The organism is Flammeovirga sp. MY04 (assembly GCF_001682195.2).
GTDB classification, from domain to species: Bacteria; Bacteroidota; Bacteroidia; order Cytophagales; family Flammeovirgaceae; genus Flammeovirga; species Flammeovirga yaeyamensis.
The window spans coordinates 1003748-1021441 of record NZ_CP003561.2 but is presented as its reverse complement, the minus strand read 5'-3'; the positions used below and the strand labels follow the sequence as shown (position 1 = coordinate 1021441).

The 17694-nt window shown below is 34.5% G+C and carries 26 protein-coding genes; 14 read left to right on the top strand and 12 right to left on the bottom strand.

The genetic code is table 11. From position 1 onward, the window contains the following. The first annotated feature begins 4 nt into the window (after nt 1-4). From MY04_RS24045 to MY04_RS24015, 7 genes are all read left to right on the top strand, one after another. Nucleotides 5-418: a DUF1320 family protein gene (locus MY04_RS24045; RefSeq protein WP_066209721.1), complete on the top strand. Its 414-nt coding sequence runs from the start codon at nt 5-7 to the stop codon at nt 416-418. Nucleotides 419-420: 2 nt separating this feature from the next. Next, nucleotides 421-1608, top strand: coding sequence for a phage portal protein family protein (locus MY04_RS24040; protein WP_066209719.1), 1188 nt, complete (start codon nt 421-423; stop codon nt 1606-1608). Nucleotides 1609-1640: 32 nt separating this feature from the next. Beyond that, the gene (locus MY04_RS24035) at nt 1641-2921 is read left to right on the top strand and encodes a phage minor head protein (protein WP_066209717.1); all 1281 of its coding nucleotides are present in this window, start codon (nt 1641-1643) and stop codon (nt 2919-2921) included. A gap of 93 nt (nt 2922-3014) precedes the next feature. After that, the gene (locus MY04_RS24030; protein WP_066209716.1) at nt 3015-3590 is read left to right on the top strand and encodes a phage virion morphogenesis protein; all 576 of its coding nucleotides are present in this window, start codon (nt 3015-3017) and stop codon (nt 3588-3590) included. Nucleotide 3591: 1 nt separating this feature from the next. Next, nucleotides 3592-4068, top strand: coding sequence for a hypothetical protein (locus MY04_RS24025; RefSeq protein WP_066209714.1), 477 nt, complete (start codon nt 3592-3594; stop codon nt 4066-4068). Between the two features lie 428 nt (nt 4069-4496). Beyond that, the gene (locus MY04_RS24020) at nt 4497-4934 is read left to right on the top strand and encodes a hypothetical protein (protein ID WP_066209710.1); all 438 of its coding nucleotides are present in this window, start codon (nt 4497-4499) and stop codon (nt 4932-4934) included. Nucleotides 4935-4980: 46 nt separating this feature from the next. Next, on the top strand, nt 4981-5178 hold the full coding sequence (locus MY04_RS24015; protein WP_066209708.1) for a hypothetical protein: 198 nt from the start codon (nt 4981-4983) through the stop codon (nt 5176-5178). Here the strand turns inward: MY04_RS24015 and MY04_RS24010 are convergent. From MY04_RS24010 to MY04_RS23955, 12 genes are all read right to left on the bottom strand, one after another. Next, the gene (locus MY04_RS24010) at nt 5175-5651 is read right to left on the bottom strand and encodes a hypothetical protein (protein WP_158297664.1); all 477 of its coding nucleotides are present in this window, start codon (nt 5649-5651) and stop codon (nt 5175-5177) included. The genes MY04_RS24015 and MY04_RS24010 overlap by 4 nt on opposite strands. A gap of 97 nt (nt 5652-5748) precedes the next feature. Continuing rightward, nucleotides 5749-5916, bottom strand: a complete 168-nt coding sequence (locus MY04_RS24005; protein WP_158297663.1) for a hypothetical protein — start codon at nt 5914-5916, stop codon at nt 5749-5751. Next, complete coding sequence (locus MY04_RS24000; RefSeq protein ID WP_066209703.1) at nt 5913-6107, bottom strand: hypothetical protein; 195 nt, start codon at nt 6105-6107, stop codon at nt 5913-5915. The genes MY04_RS24005 and MY04_RS24000 overlap by 4 nt, the downstream gene beginning before the upstream one ends. Next, nucleotides 6104-6769, bottom strand: a complete 666-nt coding sequence (locus MY04_RS23995; RefSeq protein WP_158297662.1) for a hypothetical protein — start codon at nt 6767-6769, stop codon at nt 6104-6106. Before MY04_RS23995 ends, MY04_RS24000 begins: the two co-directional genes overlap by 4 nt. After that, nucleotides 6699-7325: a hypothetical protein gene (locus tag MY04_RS23990; RefSeq protein WP_066209701.1), complete on the bottom strand. Its 627-nt coding sequence runs from the start codon at nt 7323-7325 to the stop codon at nt 6699-6701. Before MY04_RS23990 ends, MY04_RS23995 begins: the two co-directional genes overlap by 71 nt. Further along, nucleotides 7322-7795, bottom strand: a complete 474-nt coding sequence (locus MY04_RS23985) for a hypothetical protein (RefSeq protein WP_066209699.1) — start codon at nt 7793-7795, stop codon at nt 7322-7324. Before MY04_RS23985 ends, MY04_RS23990 begins: the two co-directional genes overlap by 4 nt. A gap of 49 nt (nt 7796-7844) precedes the next feature. Beyond that, the gene (locus MY04_RS23980) at nt 7845-8228 is read right to left on the bottom strand and encodes a hypothetical protein (protein WP_066209697.1); all 384 of its coding nucleotides are present in this window, start codon (nt 8226-8228) and stop codon (nt 7845-7847) included. Nucleotides 8229-8425: 197 nt separating this feature from the next. After that, nucleotides 8426-8626 carry a hypothetical protein gene (locus tag MY04_RS23975; protein WP_066209693.1) on the bottom strand — a complete coding sequence of 67 codons (201 nt, stop codon included), beginning with the start codon at nt 8624-8626 and terminating at the stop codon, nt 8426-8428. Nucleotides 8627-8630: 4 nt separating this feature from the next. Further along, entirely contained in the window at nt 8631-9281 is a 651-nt protein-coding gene (locus MY04_RS23970) for a hypothetical protein (RefSeq protein ID WP_066209691.1), read from the bottom strand. A gap of 24 nt (nt 9282-9305) precedes the next feature. Next, the gene (locus MY04_RS23965; protein WP_066209689.1) at nt 9306-10151 is read right to left on the bottom strand and encodes an ATP-binding protein; all 846 of its coding nucleotides are present in this window, start codon (nt 10149-10151) and stop codon (nt 9306-9308) included. A gap of 36 nt (nt 10152-10187) precedes the next feature. After that, a complete protein-coding gene (locus tag MY04_RS23960; RefSeq protein ID WP_066209687.1) occupies nt 10188-12263 on the bottom strand; it encodes a hypothetical protein in 2076 nt (691 codons plus the stop codon). A 2-nt stretch (nt 12264-12265) separates the two neighbouring features. After that, on the bottom strand, nt 12266-12475 hold the full coding sequence (locus MY04_RS23955) for a hypothetical protein (RefSeq protein ID WP_066209685.1): 210 nt from the start codon (nt 12473-12475) through the stop codon (nt 12266-12268). Nucleotides 12476-12581: 106 nt separating this feature from the next. Between MY04_RS23955 and MY04_RS23950 the strand changes: the two genes are divergently transcribed. The 7 genes from MY04_RS23950 to MY04_RS23920 all read left to right on the top strand — a co-directional run bounded on the left by MY04_RS23950 (nt 12582) and on the right by MY04_RS23920 (nt 17651). After that, a complete protein-coding gene (locus MY04_RS23950) occupies nt 12582-13247 on the top strand; it encodes an XRE family transcriptional regulator (RefSeq protein WP_066209684.1) in 666 nt (221 codons plus the stop codon). Between the two features lie 1098 nt (nt 13248-14345). Further along, the gene (locus MY04_RS23945) at nt 14346-14792 is read left to right on the top strand and encodes a hypothetical protein (protein ID WP_066215091.1); all 447 of its coding nucleotides are present in this window, start codon (nt 14346-14348) and stop codon (nt 14790-14792) included. 27 nt (nt 14793-14819) lie between these two features. After that, nucleotides 14820-15125: a thiamine-binding protein gene (locus MY04_RS23940; protein WP_066215089.1), complete on the top strand. Its 306-nt coding sequence runs from the start codon at nt 14820-14822 to the stop codon at nt 15123-15125. Nucleotides 15126-15216: 91 nt separating this feature from the next. Beyond that, nucleotides 15217-15912: an SDR family NAD(P)-dependent oxidoreductase gene (locus tag MY04_RS23935; protein WP_066215087.1), complete on the top strand. Its 696-nt coding sequence runs from the start codon at nt 15217-15219 to the stop codon at nt 15910-15912. A 4-nt stretch (nt 15913-15916) separates the two neighbouring features. Then, the gene (locus MY04_RS23930; RefSeq protein ID WP_158297888.1) at nt 15917-16078 is read left to right on the top strand and encodes a Lacal_2735 family protein; all 162 of its coding nucleotides are present in this window, start codon (nt 15917-15919) and stop codon (nt 16076-16078) included. 1 nt (nt 16079) lies between these two features. Next, nucleotides 16080-16577: an SRPBCC family protein gene (locus MY04_RS23925; RefSeq protein WP_066215084.1), complete on the top strand. Its 498-nt coding sequence runs from the start codon at nt 16080-16082 to the stop codon at nt 16575-16577. 186 nt (nt 16578-16763) lie between these two features. Beyond that, a complete protein-coding gene (locus MY04_RS23920; protein ID WP_066215082.1) occupies nt 16764-17651 on the top strand; it encodes a hypothetical protein in 888 nt (295 codons plus the stop codon). Nucleotides 17652-17694 lie beyond the last annotated feature (43 nt).

Below are 17694 nucleotides of genomic sequence, written 5' to 3'. Positions count from 1 at the left end.
GATTATGTTTATCACTTATGACGAAATGAGTACAGTAATCTATCAATATAGTTTGACAGAAATTGCCACTCAAACAGATGTTGAATATCAGATTGCTGCAGCTGTTCAAGAAATGACTTCGTATTTATACCCACAATACGATACTGATGAAATATTTAGTGCTGTGGGTGACGATAGAAACCCTTTACTTGTAGAGTTTGGTAAGAGTATCGCTATATATTATGTGATACGTGTATGCAACTCTGATTACCTTTTTGAAAAGGCTCAACTCTATTATGATAATGCTATTGCTTGGCTTACTAAAGTTGCCGAAAACAATGCTATTGCCCCAAATCTTCCACTAAAAAAAGATGAGGATGGGGAAACCAAAATCAAAAATAGATATGCTTCAAATCCTAAATTCACACATACATTTTAGCCATGACCAATAGAAATAATAGAAACCGAAGAGGGGGCAAAAACAAACAGCAAAAAGGGTTTTACAGAAAAATAAAACCAAAAGCGATATCGAGAACCCGAAAAGATATATCCAACTGGAAGACTGCCTTACAAAAAGCTGATAATGTTGATGATCCCAAAAGACAACTACTCATAGAAGTCTATGAAGATATTATGTTGGATGGAACATTGTCATCTCAAGTGCAACAAAGGCAAGAAAGAACCATTGGTTCATCTTTCCAACTAATTAATAAAAGTGGTAAAGTAGATGAAAATGCAACTAATCTATTTAAAACGCATCCGTTTTATCTTGATATAGTAAAATCTATTTTAGACGCTCCTTTATTTGGTTACTCATTGGTTGAGTTTGAATACATCAATGATGTTTTAACTTTGGTTGAAATTGACAGAAGACATATTTCGCCATCGAACGGACGTTTTTACCCTGATCTTTTAAGTAATAATTATGTTCCTTATCGTGAAGCCAATGAATTTGGGAAATGGTTAATTGAGTTTAACGAATCTGAAGGGCGAAATTATGGGGTTTTAAATAAGTGTGTGCCTCATGTATTATTTAAAAAGTTTGCTCAGGCTTGTTGGTCAGAATTATGTGAAATATATGGTATTCCTCCAAGAGTTTTAAAAACCAACACTCAAGACCCTGAACAATTGGATAGAGCCGAAGCCATGATGCGTGACATGGGTAGTGCTGCATACTTTATTATTGATGATCAGGAGGAGTTTAACTTTGCTACTGGCGTACAAACGGATGGCAACGTGTATAAAAACTTGATTCAGCTTTGTAACAATGAATTGTCAATGGTTATCAGTACGGCAATTATTGGTCAGGATACAAAACATGGAAATAGATCTAAAGAAGAAAGTTCTAGTAAACTTGTTGATTACATTGTAAAAGCAGACAAAAGAAAGGTAGCTCAGGAAATGAATAAGAAAGTCCTTCCTGCTCTGGAGGCCATTGGGTTTATTCCTGGGGGATTGACTTTTCAATTTGAAGTAGAGGAAAATTTAAAATCCCTTTGGGAAATGACTGTACAAGCCATGTCTCATATGGACGTAGACCCTAATTGGGTAAAAGAAAAATTTGGCATTCAAGTTACAGGTGCTAAAAAAGAAGCGGCTTTAAGTGGATTGGATTCTTTTTTCGAGTAAGCCCCTCTATGATGGGGGCATATCGAGAAAAAATGAAACTTTACTACGATAGCTTGAACAATGGTTGCCCTGTTCATGGTGTTATTGAACTTGCCAGTGATAACGCTCCTAAATTGGGAATGGGAAACAAGGCTATTGAAAAAGTGTGGAATGATATTCAAAAAGAACAAATGCTTATTCACCCAGAACTTTTCCATTACACCAATAACTATTTGCAAAGTGGTATTGATAAAATCTTTTCGGACATCATTTATGATGATAATGGTTTTGAAATGGTGCAAAACTTTAGAAAGAATATTGCCCGTTTTTCTGCCTACAAAATGCGTGAGCTAACGGCTGTTTTATTACTATCTGACATTGAAGATGCACCAACTATGGATAAGCTTTATAACACCAATTGGTTAAGAACAGAATATAATCATACTGTTCGTTCGTGCCAATCGGCAGAAGAATGGCAAAGTTTACAAGAGGACAAAGATTTATATCCTTTCTTAAGATATAACCCAAGCGTTGCAGCAGAACAAAGAAGTGAACACAAAAAGCTTTATGGAGTAATAAAACATATTGATGATCCTTTTTGGGATACATGGCTTCCTCCTTCTGCATGGAATTGTAAATGTTCAGTTAGTCAAGAACGAAATGATGATGGTGCAAAAGAGGTTGCTGATAAAATTAAATTACCTCCTAAGTCTATTCGTAATAATCCTGCAAAAACGGGTCAAATCATCACAGATAAACATCCTATGATTGCCATTAGTAATGAAGCTATTAAAAATGGAGTAGAGAAAACTTTTCAGACATTTATTCCTGATCTTCCATACCCTAAAGGCATACAATATAAAGGCAAAAAAGGTAACATTAAAATACATTATTGTGCTCATACTTCAGACATTACCGAAAATATGACCGATGCTAAAAGAATTGTAGATAAATATGATGTAGAGATTTTAATCAAACCTCACACAAATACCGATGATATTAAAAATCCTGAATTTGTGATTAATGGAATTACAGGTGATCGTTTTGAAAGAAAAAAGGATGCGACAGTAAGAAACACGATTCTTAATAATATCCGCAAAAAGCTTAATTCTAAGAAAGGTCAATTATCAAAGAATATTTTTAATAAAGTTTCTCTTGTAATTAATATTAATGAAGAAATTCAAAAAAATAAAACGGGTATAGCTTCGGCTTTATACGGACAAATCAAAAATTATCCTCATTTGAAGTTAGTCTATATTCTTGGAAAGAAAGAAATGATTGTAGTAGAAACAAAAAAAATCAAATCGTATGATGATTTGATTCAACTGTTTTAAAAAAGATGCGGGATTTTCCCTTCCCGCAAGGGTGGGACGATGAGTTTCCCCAAGGTCTAATACAAATATACGAAAACTCCTTAATATAGTTCTATGGCAAAACACATTTTCAAACTTGAACTCGATTTAAAACGACATTCAAAGGAAATTCAAACCTATTTAAATAGAGATGCTCCAAGAATAATGGGTATTGAAGCAAAGAAGCATTATAAAAAAAGCTTTCAGGATAGTGGCTTTACAGATAGTTATTTGCAAAAATGGAAACCTGCCAAAAGAACCAACCCTAAAAGTGTCTGGTACGGGTTTGATTATAGGGCTAAATCTACACCTCCAGATAATCACCCTAAAAGATGGAAATCAAAAAAAGCTTATGAAGCACGAAAACCCAATGCCATTACCAACTTTTCCCCTGCAGCAACAAGACGTAAAACATTAGTAGGTAACACATCTGCTTTAATGAACAGTATTCGATATCGTTCAGGAGAAGGGTTTGTTAAGATTTATACCAATATTCCTTATGCTAAAGTACATAATGAAGGAGGGAAAATAAAAGTATTTGGAAAGGCTTCTGTAAACCTACCTAAAAGACAGTTCATAGGTAAGTCTAATAAACTAAACGCCAAAGTTAAGTTGATGATAAAAAAAGATTTAAATAAAATTTTAAAGTAATATGAAACAGATTTTAAACAGTATTCAAAACAAATTGAGTGAGATCCCCGAATTACGATATTCAGGGGAAGATTGGGGGCAATTAGACATTGACAATCCTGCGGTAAAATTCCCATGTGCATTAGTTGATATGGATCAATTTAATTTTTCTCAAGCAGGGCAAGGAGTGCAAATTGGAGAAGGAACAGTACAGGTAACTATTGCAGACATCCGATTGCAAGGGAATAGACCTCCCTCACAAATGGATAGACCCTCTGATCATGATAATTTTATGACTCTTGTTGAACTTATCAATAGTAAGTTACATGGTTATTATACTGATGAGTTCCAACCATTACAAAGGATATCAGCAGTAAAATTAAAAAGGCCAGACGGCATACGCTCTTTTACAATTACCTATGAAACCGCCTATTTTGATAGGACTGCTCAAACACAATTTACCCCTAGACCTATTAATAATATCGACATCAATACATAAAAAATAGGTTAGCTCTATGAGAACCAACCTATAAGTACAATCTTAAATAACAATTCTTCTTTACTTCAACAAATTTCTGTATCTATTTTCAATAACCTTAAATACCTATCATAACTGATTGGAACCATTGGCAACACTTTATTCATCCAAACCCACTTTTTATTTCTGTCTTGCCGATGTGGTTCATACCACTCAGATACTATTGCCTGAATTATTCTTGCCTTTCTGATTGTATTGATTCGCATCGGTACTGACATAAACGGGTGAGTAAGAGGTGGATGATTTGGTTATTTATTTAACAAAGATAAAAAAAATGACAATTAATGTAAAATATTTAACCCTATATTGAGAACTCTTTTTAGTAAGTTTACACTATACAAAAACAAACCACCTTCCTGAGAAAAAGGTGGTTATAAAACTAAATTAAAATGTATAGTAATATTAAAGATGAAATCTTATTGGAGATTTTTAAAACAGGTCTAACCGAATTACGATTCGATCTGAATAATGATTTTGCTATAAAGCACGGTGTTTCTCCTGAGATAATTGAAGGTTTCTTTAAAGAATTTGAATCAAGAGGTTTTATATCCTATTCAGGTCTTTCTAAATTTAATGCATTAGTCAGTTTAGAATCTCCTTTTTTTACTTTCCTAGAACAAGGAGCTTATGAAAGCGAGAATAGAATTTCGTCTCTTCAAAAACAACAGCTTACGCTTAATGTAGAAACATTGGAACTTCAACTTGAAAAACTTAAAGCGGAGCTTGAGTCTGTAAAAAAAGTCGATCCAAAACTTTTTGAAAGAATTTGTGCAATTTGCTCTCAGATAGCAACTACTACAGGAGTTGCTATTAAATTTACTTCTTGATATAAAGTAATCAAATCTCTGAGCATACTCTATAATTGGATAGAGTATGCTTTTTTTATGTAAATGGAATGGTAAAACTTCTTCTGCTACCACTTCTTCGTTAATAGATAAAATCATTTTTGATGTTATTGAATTATCTGTTTCTGCCCCTACAATCCACTTAAGTTTAAATTCTGTAGTAACTGGTTGTTCCTTTAATGAAATCATAACTTATTTACTTTTTTTTGCCAACATTAGAGCTTAGAAAAATAAATCTAACCCCTTTAATTTTTTTTCAAGTTTTACTTTTTCAAAGTGATCTTTCTCATGATCTAACTCATAAAGTATTAGACCATACTCGAAGTAAATATCTGCTTTTGACATTGTACTATGTCCGTAAATTTTTCTCAATACATCTGCAATACCTCCATATGCAAGAATTAATGAATTTTTATAGCCAACATTAAGTCTTGAGAAAGTGTATACACCTCGATCTGTTCCATCATTATCTTTTTTGAACTCACAGTTAATTAAAATTAAATGATCACCTTTAAAAACATCAAGACAAAAACGAAGCTTTGCTAACAATAACGAAAAACCCGTTTTAATTTCAGATATATAATTGTACGTATACTTCATAACTTTTTTACTTTTCTTGACGACATCATGTAAGTGACCACCATAGATGGCCACATTATGATAAAAACTATTGGAACTACTGTAAGTAGGTAAGACCACCGCTTCTCTTTAGCTTCGTTCCAGTGCTTTATAATTAAGATGATAGCTATTACTAAACCTATCATCACATATGCACTAATGAAAACCGATTTGTAATTCATAGTTTTTTATTCTCTAAGTTTAATTCAATTCTAAATACCACACATTCTAATTGGTAGACAGCCTCATAAATGTAGTTATCCAATTCTGAATTGATGGTTTTAATTTGAGCTTCTAAAATATAGATGACAGCTCTTAGTAATAAGATGTTTATTCTTGCCTTCATGATTCGTTTTGTTTTTGATACTTGACCCCTCCAAATTCAAGGAATCCATTTTCATTGAATCCCTCCAGAAGAGTATCAGCATGATTTACCATTTCTTTTCTCATTTTTAGATAGTCTTGTGGAGGTGTTTGCTCTCTCCATGCATCTACCAATTGGTTAATTAGTAATACTCTGAGTGTTTTAATATTCATTTTTTGAGTTGGTTAATTTTGTCTACGATATATCTTGCTTTAAATGCTTTGTATTCCGCATCGTCTTCCTTCTTTGGTTTCGGTAATTGTGGTTGCTGTTGCATCTTTTTATAAAGCTTGTGCATATGCTCTGGTGATGCTTCGCTTAAATCTTTTTCCTTTTTCCTTTTTCCATGATCGGATATGACTCTATGCGTAACATGTGGTGTCCTTTCCTCCACATCGTACTTATCTATCCACCCACAAATGGTCTGATTATCTATAGCCCCGTACACTTTGCCGTATGCTCCCTCGGATACTCGCCTAAAGCAATAGAGAAGCTCGTCCAAACGGAGATAATAATATTTATCTGTGATCATCATCACGATTTGCATTATCTCGAAATCTGTTTCGGGTTTATTCTTAATCCTGAAGGTGGCTAGAAGCATTTGTAAAGTGATGTGTACTGCTTTCATCAGCTCCCTTTTGTCTTGCTTTTTTAAAGCTACTAACGAAGTCCCTTTTAATGCTTTATCTACCGTGAGGTCATATTGATATTCGAGCAAGTCCATTTTAAGCTTGTCATCCAAGATCAATTGCATGGCTTTGGAATTAGCCGTAGAGATCGTCAAGTTTTGATTGGCTTGAGATGCCTTGGTTTGGAGTGCTCTTTCTTGCTTCATTTCTTAATATCATTATGATGCTGCTTAGATTACTGGCAATTTGCATGGGCTTGATCTGACGTGTCAGGAACTCATCCTCTCGCTGTATTACTTCCCAATGATTTAGAATATACTCCCACGCTTGAAGTGCTTGTGTATCTATTTCGGAAAGTGTTGCTCTGTGGCCTAGTTTCTCTTTGGAAGAATGGAGAAGGTATTGAATGATTTTATGAATTCCCGTGCCGTAAGCTTGTGGAGCGGTAGTCCAGTCGGCAGGCATGCCCGTATGTTTGTAAACCATTTGATTATACAACTGACAAAAGCGGTGATACAACTCTTTGTTTTCTGTCTTTTTATTGACCTCCATTTTTTTGATATTGAAATCCTTTTCTATTTTCCAGAGGTCTCTTTGAGAGAAGGGAACGAGTTGTAAAAAAGACATCATTTGGGAGTGATCAGGCTTTTGTCCTTTGTATTTGAAGGTGTTTTTCAGTTCGATTAAACTCTCATTGTCTTCATCGTAGGTTACTGTAAAACCACCTGTAAAATCTTTCTTTGTTAATCTGTATTTCATCATGTTTCAACGCTAATGTTTTGTTCTGCTAGAACACCCTCCAAGTAATCGCTAAACTTTGCCTTACCAATGTTCTTTTCCATTACCTCTAACTGACTTACAAGCTTTGGTAACTCGTTCATTTTGTATTTCATTAATGGCTTATGCAGGTAGCCATATTGAAGCATCCAATTATTAAAGAATCCCCAGTCTGTATCCTCGTAGTTCTTCTCCAGTTTCAGCATTCCAATTTTTACAGCAATGGCAACTACCTTTGAACGCATCTTGTTTACATATTGCTTTTGATCTTTGGCTTTTGGAGGGTGAATTTGGATAAGTAGATCCTGAAGCATTAAATACACCTCATCTTGGGTCATCTCTTTGGTACTATCGGTTCTCCCTTCGGTGTACTGATGTACTAAATCCTTTCTCTGGTCTGTTATACCTAACTCCTTGAGGTAGGCAAAAAACATCTTTCTTTGTTGGTGAGTCATGATTATAAATTTTTAAGATTAGGTGAGGCCGAAACCCCACCCATTGAAACTATCCAGCGTACACAGCAAGCGTAACCTTCTGACCAATACTAATACCGAGCTTGGCCAATAACTTTTTGATGCGATTATCTTTACCCGATTCTGCAACCACTTTTGGTTCGTCGAGCTTTACATCTAGGAACTTCCCATCTGTTTGCTCAATCAGTTTTATCTTTGCCTCCTCTTTGGCATCAAGACAATCTTTCGTTCTTTGTGCGATGTAGGTGCCACATTTAAACTTGATTTGGAAAGCTTCGTCCATCTTGTCGGTGTTAGACTTTGCGTAGTCTATCAATTTCGCCTTTAACGGCTTTTGCTTTGCTTGTAATGCCTTGATTTCTCTGTCAAGGTTTTGAAACTCCTGTGCGGTTTTTTCAATGCTTCTTACTGCCATTGTGATTAAAAATTTATAAATGAAAAACTTGATTTCTTGCAACTTTGTGTGTGGATTCCAATAGATCAATCCTTAACCTTATTGAACTCCACGATGTGGATTTTAATTCTCCTAGAAATTCCTTACTAGCAGTGAATACTTTTTCTTTACAACTGATCTTCCAACCCTTGTATGTTGTTAATGTCTTTTCCATTGCTTTAAACTTGATTTAACTCATTTTCAAAATGATTTATTTTTGATTTCAAGGCATTCCAAGAAAATCCTCTTTGATCGGGACACCCCTCTTTGGTGCCTTTATAGATTCTTCTATGACTAAGGCCGATATCTTCATAATCTATTACCCAACCTTTATAACCATAGCGTAATACATAACTGATGCTTCTAAGATTCTTATTCATGGCTTTACTCTTTATCAATCCAATACTTGCTTGCCCCTTCTTCCCAAATGGTAAATGGTTCGCCACCTCCGTACCTTGACACTGGGAAAGCTCTGTAACCTTCCACTCTTATTTTTACATCGGCATCGTAACGGGCAAAATTGGCGGTACGTCCTGCGGGATTCTTTCCTTCTGCATGGGAGATAAATACAAACATTTTGTTGGGGAATTCCTCTTTCAGGTCTTTGTATTCCTGTTTGTCCATTCCTGTGTATTGGAGGGAGTCGATAATAATTACCTTTGGACTTTGTCTGCCTTTGAGTCTCTCCTTTAGTTCTTCTATTGGTTCTCTATCTAGGATCAGGAACCTACGCTTCACATCTACCATTCGAGTTTCTTCGATACCTTTTTGGAAGGAGCGTCTTGCTCCCTCCTCTAATGTGTTGTAAGCGACCTTGCAAAAGCTTGCCATGTATTTGGCTAGTTGCAAACAGAATCTTGTTTTCCCGTTGCCTGAGTTTCCCCATATTATCCACACGCCCGATTGTTCTGGCATTCCGAATGCATCTTTCCATGACCCAGTAAAGTTGAAAGTGGTAAATCTCTTTTTGCTTAGTTGGTCTACTGTAATAGCTCTGTTTCTGCGAGTTCTTCTTTGCTTCTTTAGTTCACTCATTTTTAAGTTCTTTAAGTGCGACTATCAAGCAGCATCATGCAAATAGGCTCTAACCATTTGCTTTACTCTGCGTAAGTCTAAGTCGCTGTCGTCTATAATTTTTTTAATGACTCTTTTCTCTGCAATACCATTGGCTTTGCAGATCATGATAATATCTGCTTCGGATACTCCTTTCAACTCCACAAACTTTCGGTTACATCTTGAGTAGATTTCCTTGTATCCTTTTTTATTGAGTTTCAATCCTCTTTTAATTCGCTTTGAAAGGTGATCGGTTGCACAAAGCACGAATCCTACTTTATCTTCCAACTCGTTGTAAATCGTAATGAAGAAATACAACACCTGATCACTTAATTTATCTGCTTCGTCTAGGAGTAGTACAGGATTTTCTTTTTTCTTGAGGGTAACTACCACCTCGTTTACCATCTCTGCAACGGTTAAGCCTGAGAAGTCACGCCCCATTACCCTTAATAATTCACTTAGGAAAAACTTTCTGTTCCAAAACTCCGAGCATCTAAGCAGGTAAGCGTTGCTATGTGTGGCACTGTAGTCTGATAACGCATAACTTTTACCTGTTCCTGCTTCTCCAGTAATGGCAATCACAGCGTTGTTCTCCTGGGCGAATTGTACTTTACCTGTGATGTCTTGAAAGTCTCTTGTCATGACCCCTTCCCAAACTTTCGGTGACCAACCGACACCGTCGGCCACCTTTAAAAATATCTCGTCTGAGGTTTTACCAATCTTGCCAGCCACAAGATCTCTTAGTTTCACATTACTAACACCAATGATGTTAGCGGCTTTCTCTGGGCTTCCAACGTGATTAATGAAAGCTCTTAGTTTTTGAATGATCTGTTCTTTTTGTATCTTTGTCATCGTAATATTATTTTAAAATTCTACTCACAAAGGATTTTACAGAACATCGAAGAACTTAAACGACGAATCGTCATTATCATCGTCTTTTTGTTTTTCGGTGTTTTTGTTTACAAGCGGGATAGTATCCATATTCGATACTTCCTTAAATGCTTCTCCAATGCTAGTTTCCTTTACTTTTCTTTTAGAGACTTTTTTAGTTTTTGCCTCTGGGTTCTTTACACCTTTTACTTTTGGTGTGTTCAATCCTTGATCTTCCGCTCTCATTCCAAACTCTGCCAATATTTCTTCGGCTTTATTGAAACGATCTAATCTGTTTTGATCGACTAGGCTCTGTACTTTCTTATAATATTCAGACTCCCATGCTTCCTGATCTTGGACTGCTCTGTGTGTTATCGGCTTGAGTTCTGCATCTGCTTTAAACTCCAATCCCAAAGCATCTTTAGTGTAGAGCTTAATGTATTCAGGGTTTTCAGGATCGTATTTGATATAGAACTTACGTCCCATGTTGTTATCCAGCCACTTAATGTTTGGTACATTGCCATTCATGACTGCATATTGTCTTTTCTCTCCTTTCTCTGTGAGAATGATTCCCTGATTGGTCATTGTCACTGGGTTTGGTCTTTCTATCCAGAACAAATCGACCATATCCCAAATACTCAACTCCACTGCTTTCTCGTTTTCGCTTTCACGATACATTTGTGCTCTTGGAATTCCCGTAACATGATGGGGAGCATTGTTCCATTCCTCTCTACGCTGTTTGTAGATCTCCTTTACTTCTTCCTCCGTAGGAAGATTGGCTTTGTTGGCAAGGATAAACTCCTCATTCTTCTTACTTTCTTCGGAAGTAGCCGTAATGTTTTGCCCTGTAAAGAACCAATCCTGTTTTAAATAGCGTTGTTGGAATCTACCAAATGCACTCTCAATGGTTTTTGATGCACCGTTATAAGGCTTTGTTTTAATAGACAACCTTGCAATTTTGGTTAAAAGGTTGCCTGCCTGTAGCTTCTTATGACCGCCTTGTCCATCAAACTTTAATTCATAAGGTCTTCTTCCAGAGATTTGAGCCGCCATTTTAAAAGCACCGTATTGCATCTCGTAGTTTTCGGTTTTTGCAAATGAGTAACCTAGTAGTACTTCGCTGTAAGCATCCATCACCTCGTACACAAACATGGTTTTCATGTTTCCGTCAGCATCCAAATAGTAATAGTTTAACTTGGTACCATCGGCATACCAAAGCATATCTCTCTTTGAGGCCATCTTTGTAGAGTGTTGGAAATCGAACTTTGCTTTAGCAGCTAATGAACCCCTTCTTGATGTGATCCATAGTGCCTCTACTTCGGGTTGATACAAATACGAGCGAATGGCTCTTTCGTCTTTTAGTGTTTTCCATCCTTCCTCTTCGGCTTTCTCGTTGTACAACTCCCAAAGATGTGGAACACTTGTCACTCTCTTAACCTGATTCGACCACTTGGCAAAAAGCCACATTCTTGCATCTTCTGTTAATATGCTACTGCTGTTATTACAGAAGTTGCGGTGAATCAGTACCTCATAACCTCCTTTGATATACTTGTCCAAACGCTCGCGTAATCGTCTGGTGTTCTTGGGTAAGTTATGTGCCCAGGTATGTCTTGGTAGATCGGCAACAACATCCGAAATCTTTTCCCAAAGTTTACCTTTTCGTCCTCCCAGTGCCTGACGTTTCGCCATCATGAAGTTGCTGTACTCCTTAATAGCATTTAGCACTGAGGCATTTGCTGTGTATTCTATGCGTTTGGCTTCGGGTAATGCTTTTCGTTTTCCGTTATCACTATCAAAAGTGTAATCGTCGAAAAACTTCTTGGCAGTGTTATCAATCTCAAGGAAATTAAAGAAGCTGTTTCGTCTGTAGATCTTATGTGGGTCTCCAAACTTTTCCTCGATCTTGTCTCTGAAGCGTTGGGGGAGTGTTTCGTAATAGACGTAAGCCTTTCTTCCATTACCTCCTCCTTTAGCCATCACAATCTGATCTCTTCTTTTTAGATTCTTATAATTCTGTTGACTTATTATATCTGCTTCCCCATAAAGCCATGTGCTTTCAACACATAGTTTGTTGTTGAAAAAATCGAAAGACATGTTTAAGCAAAATTTCTTTCTTCTAACCCCGTATCGATGATGATTGCCTTTGCCTCTTTCTCTAAAAGATCTTTCAAACGAGATCTGATTTTTTGATGAAGAGTGGTGTTGTAAGCATATCTTACAGCATACCTTACTGTGGCTTGACTGGTCTTCAATTCTTCTGCGACTTGCTTAACAAAACTTGTCGGTACATTAATTTTTTTGCTCATACTTATGGTGTTGGTTTAATAATACATACATTTGTTTTTGTATCGAACAATCATTTTTTGTTTGACAATACAAATATATAGAAAATAATACGAACATAACAATACAATGATAGAAAATAATACGAACATTTCAGAAAGAATCAAACACTTTATTGATAGTCAAGGTTTTACAATTAATCAATTTTCTAACTCTGTAGGCGCTTCTAATAGTTATTTTAACAAATTATTTAAAAATAAAGGATCAATAGGGTCAGATAAGGTTGAGAAAATACTACGAACATATCCTTTTTTAAATGTCAAATGGTTATTTACTGGTGAAGGAGAAATGTTAAACACAGGTGTGAAACAATTACAACCCAATAATGAACTAAATAATGGGATTCCTTTAATACCAATAAATGCAATTGCAGGTTTTGGAGAAATGGATGTATCTATAACTCAAAATGATATTTATGACTATTATAATGTCCCAGACTTTAAGGGAGTTGATTTCATGATTAGAATTAAAGGAAATAGCATGTACCCTAAATATAATAGTGGAGATATTATAGCTTGTAAAAAAATAAATAACACCAATATCATACAATGGGGTGAAATATATGTAGTCTACGTTAGAGATCTTGGTACTATGGTAAAAAGACTTTTACCATCTAGCGAATCTAAAAGTTCAGTAAATTTTGTAAGCGACAATAAAGATTACCCTCCTTTTGAAGTTCCTAAGAATGATATCTTAAGCTTATCTATTATTTTAGGTTTCATTAGAGTAGAATAATGTATACGTCAAGGATAATCATATTCTTGACATGTTCTTATCTACAAATAAATGGTCAATGAATTGTCATTTTGTACACCTTTTTCACGCACCCTAAATGTTAAAAAACACTCAAAAACCGCCTTATTGTATATGTAATAGCGGTTTTTTATGTTTTTAAAAGTGCATTACCCCCCTATGAGTTTACTCTTTTAGTCGTTTTTCAACCTATTTTATGTCATTATCCACCCCTTTTTTTATTGTTTTTACACATATTCTGACACCCCAACTGACACCCCAACTGACAACCCAACCCCGTTTTTTTACACTTTCAACACCTAATAACGATCTATTAAATACGTAATTAATCCCTATTTCAACTGGATTAAAAGCAAATTAAAAACGCCCAAAACGGGTATATTAAGCCACATTTTGAGCGTATCAGTAAGTTTATTTAAGAATATTTTCGTTTTCTTCTGGAAGAAAAAAGGGTAAAGAAAGAAAAAGCAAGTATTTACACAATTCGTTTTGTTTAGGTGTTTCCCCCTGGTACTTGCAATAAATTGCCCTCACGGTATTGTAATGGCTGTTTTTTGGGTATTTTTTGGAGGATTTCGCCCCCCTGTATTATGTACATTTTGTTTTGCCCCCTATATTTATTATCACATATAGTTAATCTTTCTACTTGGGAACAGGAAAATATATTAAAAATCACCCATCAGAAATGGAAAGAAAAACAAGATGAACCCCAAACCGATGATATTTTAGTTTTAGGGTTCACCGTTGGAAAATAAATAAAGATCACGATTATATTTACTTTTAATTAAAAAATCATGACTTTTCTTTAAAAAAGTAAAAAATACCTATTTATGGTTATTGCAATTTTACGTTTACTTTTATTTATTTGTAATACAACAAAAATGATATAAAACTTAAGTCAAATAAGTAGTTATATAATCCTCTAGTCGTAGGAGGATTCTAAAAAATCCATGTTTTACGTGGATTTTTTTATTGTCTAAATATCAGTTAAATAGAAACATGCTTTAACAATTCAATTGTAACCTAGGCACATATGATTCGTTTTATTGTTTTATTTCTAACAAATATATTAAATAAAAAATGTACAACCTTATTACGATTCTAATATTATTACCCACGATTATCTTTTCCCAAAATATTGATGGTATTGAAATTGGTGTTCAAAAACAAAATGATCAATATCTAAAAATGAACGACTTAGATGTTCAAGTGATGCCTGTTGTTTCCGACGCAAATAACAAATGCTATGGTGTGATGTACATGCCGGTAGATAAAGATTCAAAAATACCTAAAACAATTTCTTCTAGAGAAATGGATACTTTTGAAGAGTATTTGATCGAAAAATTCGATATTGAGTTTGATACCACTATTAATTATCATGATGAAGTTTTAAAATTTAGTGAAAGTGATGGTGTTGAGTACGAATTAAAATCAGAAGTAATAAATCAGGAAATTGATACCTTTTTTGTGGTATGGTTTACTGAATTAGCAAAGGATATTGAGGATCAAATCAAAGATGTTCGTTAATTTTGTAGCTCATTAAATATAATATTTATGGGAGCTATAATGAACTTCGCAATCTTCCCGATTGATAAAGGGGACCACATAGGTGAATATGTGAGTAAAGTAGTAAAACATATCAAAGATTCTGGTTTAACTTATCAGTTTAGTCCAATGGGTACAATCATTGAAGCAGAAACAGTTACAGAACTTTTAAAAGTAGTTGATGATGCTTATAAAATTATGGATCCAATATCAGACCGTATTTATTGTGTGATGAATATGGATTATAATAAAAACAAGTCTGGGTTGATAAAATCTAAAACAGAATCAGTTGAAAAAAGAATAGGAAAAGTTTAATGATAGAAAGAGTTCTCAAAAGGAACTCTTTTTTTTTTGAAAACAATTTTTTGCGGCACTTGTTTTTCATTTATCAACCTACCATAATAGAATGAAAAACATTTTGATCATAGGAGGAAGCTCAGGGATTGGAGCAGCTTTAGTAGAAATTATTTCCCAAAAAGAAGATCATCAACTAATTGCTACTTATAATTCGACTACACCCTCAAAATTTAATAACACAATTTTTTATCATTACGATGTATTAGATAAGAATGCATCTTTGAATGAACTCCCCGATGTGATTCACGGTTTAGTATACTGCCCTGGATCTATTAATCTCAAACCTTTTCAAAGAATTACTGATGAAGAGTATATCAAAGATTTACAATTACATGTATTTGGAGCAGTAAAAGTAATAAGAGAAAATCTGAATGCACTAAGAAAAGGAAACGCATCGATTGTTCTTTATTCCACAATCGCAGTACAATCAGGTTTTAAATTTCATTCCTCAGTAGCCATATCTAAAGGTGCAATTGAAGGATTAACTAAATCCTTGGCAGCTGAATTTGCTCCAAAAATACGAGTGAATGCCATTGCTCCATCATTAACAGATACACCGTTAGCATCAAAGTTATTATCTGATGAAGCTAAAAAGGAAGCAAATGGGAAAAATCATCCATTGCAAAGAGTAGGTGAAGCTGTTGATATAGCAAACCTTACGGAGTTTTTATTATCAGAAAAATCAAGTTGGATGACCGGTCAGATTTTACATATCGACGGTGGTCTATCAACCCTAAAACTATAGCATTATGTTTGGACTATTTAAGAAGAAATCTCCCAAAGAAAAATTGGAAGCTAGATACAAGAAATTGTTAGAAGAAGCACACAAATTATCGCATACTAACAGAAAGGAAAGCGATTTAAAAATGTATGAAGCAGATCAATTACTAAAAGAAATAGAAAAATTATAATATGGCATTTTATCAATTTAAAAAAGATCAGCGCATAGCTGCTAGTATAGACGAGGTTTGGGATTTTATTTCATCACCTAAAAACCTAAAAGAAATTACACCAGATTACATGGGGTTTGATATCACAAATGGAGATTTACCTGATAAAATGCATGAAGGGATGATCATTACTTACAAGGTGAGTCCACTTCTAGGAATTAAAATGGATTGGATGACTGAGATTACTCATGTTAGAGATAAACAATATTTTGTCGATGAGCAACGTATTGGACCATATGATCTGTGGCATCATCAGCATATTATAAAAGAAATACATGACGGTGTCTTAATGGAAGATATTGTGACGTATGCTCCACCTTTTGGACCTTTGGGGGCAATTGCTAATGCTTTGGTAATTGAAAACAAATTGGAAGAGATTTTTAAATACAGAAGAAAAGTAATTAACAAGAAGTGGGGAGAATTACCTGATGTCCGATCAGTAGATGGGTTAGCAGGATAAATTATCAATTAAGAAAAAATAGGCATAAATACATTTTTAACGCTGTTATTTATGCCTTTTTTTAATTGGTTTTGCATCTTTTTTCTTAATTGAAATTAAAAATGTAAACGAAATTAAATGAATGTGTTTTCTATTCAAACATTGGATAAATTTGATTAACAAACAATCTGCTTACCACTGTTATTAATGAACTTTATCACAAGAAAACTACCTTATTTATTACTAACCTTATTACTGTTTAAACTTGGTTGTAAATCCATTGAGAATAAAAATGAAATTCCAACCGCGATAGTAAATTACGATAAGGTGAGTGAACAACCCCTTTCTCATAATTTGGAGAAAATTACAGGAATTGTAAGATCTTCTGATTATGGAAAAATATGGGTTCAAGAAAATACTGAAAACGATCCGTACATTTATTTGTATGATGTGACCACTGGAAAACAACTTAAAAAAGTGTTTGTTAGGGGTACTTCTTTGGCATGGGAAGATTTGGCCTATAGCGAGGAAGGTGGTGTAAATACAATACACATCGGAGATATAGGTGATCAAAATAAAGTAAGGAACAATATACAAGTCTACACTTTTAAGGAAAATTCTGTTTTAGATAATTTTGTAGCCCCAAGTATCAATGTCTATCAATTTCCAGATAAGCCGAAAGATGTGCGTGCTATGATGGTTCATCAAAAAAATAAAGAGTACTACTTTTTCACTTATTCCCAGAAAAATACTGAGATATTTAAAATATCAATGGATAAACAAGAGGGGACCTTGGAGAGAGTTGGCTGTGTGAACCTCAAATTAGTAGAATCGGTTGATTATTCTGAGAAATACAATAATATAGTATTCTTATCCAAAATGGGTGTTCATTTATTCAATTTAAATGAAAAAGATAATCTATCAGAAATTAAAAATAGAAAACCTAAATTCGAGTATCATTTCGAAAATTTTGATGGAAAAGGGGTTTGTTTTGCCAGTGACAACAGTTTGTATGTAGTCAGCAAAAATGTAAAAGAAACCAATCCAAAAGTAATTGTTTTTAATGAAGAACAATTATCTAGTAAAGAAATATAAAAAAACAACTCATCCCTTGAATATTTATCAGCTAAATTGAAAG